Genomic DNA, 1,160 nt, shown 5'->3' with positions numbered 1-1,160 from the left:
ATTCACGGCTCGGATGAATCCGTCGGTGGTCGCGGGTTAAACCTGCATGAGCCGGCTGGAGCTGAGTGAGGGGCAGAGGAGCGAGCTGGAAACGTGCTTCCGAGCGACGGAGGACCGCCGATTGCGCGACAGGTGCCAGGCGGTGCTGATGACCGCCCGGAGCCGTCCTCAGCAGCAGATTGCCGAGGACCTGGGGACCACGACGCGCAATGTGCAGCGCTTCCTGGCTCGCTACCGCGCTGGCGGCTTGGAAGGGCTGAAGATTCAGTGGGCGCCAGGCAAGACGCCCCTCATTCCCGAGCACCTGGCGCCCACCCTGCTGGATTGGATTCGCCAGGGCCCTCGGGCCTGCGGCCTCAAGCGCGCTAACTGGACGCACGTCGCCCTGGCCGACTTTCTCCACCAGCAGACAGGCATTCGCGTACGTGAGACGGCCATGGGCGACTTCTGCCGCCGCCATGGCGTCCGGCTCTACCGGCCCACCTACCGCTTCCTGCGCGCAGACCCGGCTCGGCAGCAGCAAGCCCAGCAGGAGTTGAGCGAAAAAAACGCCAGGCGGCAGCAGGGGAGCTGGTCCTTCTGAGCCAGGACGAGGCGCGGTTTCCCATGGTGCCCACGCTGACGGCCACCTTGGGCCTCAAGGGCGAGCGCCCCGTTATCGGCACCCGCGACTGCAAGGACGTGGTGCACACGTTTGCCTCGGCCAACGTCACCACCGGCGAGGTAACGAGCCGACTGTACGGCAGTCGCACCCAGAAACGCCGCAAGGATGGGCTGTCGAAGACGAAGCGGATGCAGGTGGCCTTTGCCCACCACTTGCTCGACGTCGCTCGGACCTACCCAGCCGACGCGTACCCTGAAGTCATCCTCGTCATCGACAACGCGCCTTGGCACCGCGGACGTCCGGTGGACTGGGCTTTGGGCCGCTACCCACACCTGACGCTGTACCGGCTGCCACCCTACAGTCCGCAACTGCAGCCCATTGAGCGACTGTGGCGCCCTCTGCGCCAGCGTGCCACGCACAATGTCCTCTTCGACGAGATGACCGAGCTTCAGAATGCTCTGCGCTCGGGGCTGGGCTACTACCGCGCCCGGCCCCAAGCAGTGCTCAGTCTTCTCGGCTCACTCTGGAGCCCGACTCAATCAGCCGAGGCGTGAAT

General features: G+C 66.0%; 2 protein-coding genes. Both read left to right on the top strand.

Annotation, left to right across the window (positions count from 1 at the left end):
* Nucleotides 1-46 precede the first annotated feature (46 nt).
* Nucleotides 47-583, top strand: a complete 537-nt coding sequence (locus AABA78_RS38795) for a helix-turn-helix domain-containing protein (protein WP_338270576.1) — start codon at nt 47-49, stop codon at nt 581-583.
* Nucleotides 584-606: 23 nt separating this feature from the next.
* Complete coding sequence (locus AABA78_RS38790; protein WP_338270575.1) at nt 607-1,158, top strand: transposase; 552 nt, start codon at nt 607-609, stop codon at nt 1,156-1,158.
* The last annotated feature ends 2 nt before the right edge of the window (nt 1,159-1,160 follow it).

It is taken from the genome of Corallococcus caeni (assembly GCF_036245865.1).
GTDB lineage: Bacteria > Myxococcota > Myxococcia > Myxococcales > Myxococcaceae > Corallococcus > Corallococcus caeni.
The sequence above is the reverse complement of the archived record's forward strand: the minus strand, read 5'-3'. Positions and strand labels throughout refer to the sequence as shown.

Coding starts and splice junctions, on each gene's coding strand:
- AABA78_RS38795 (WP_338270576.1), top strand. CDS start 47: ATGAGCCGGCTGGAGCTGAGTGAGGGGCAGAGGAGCGAGCTGGAAACG.
- AABA78_RS38790 (WP_338270575.1), top strand. CDS start 607: ATGGTGCCCACGCTGACGGCCACCTTGGGCCTCAAGGGCGAGCGCCCC.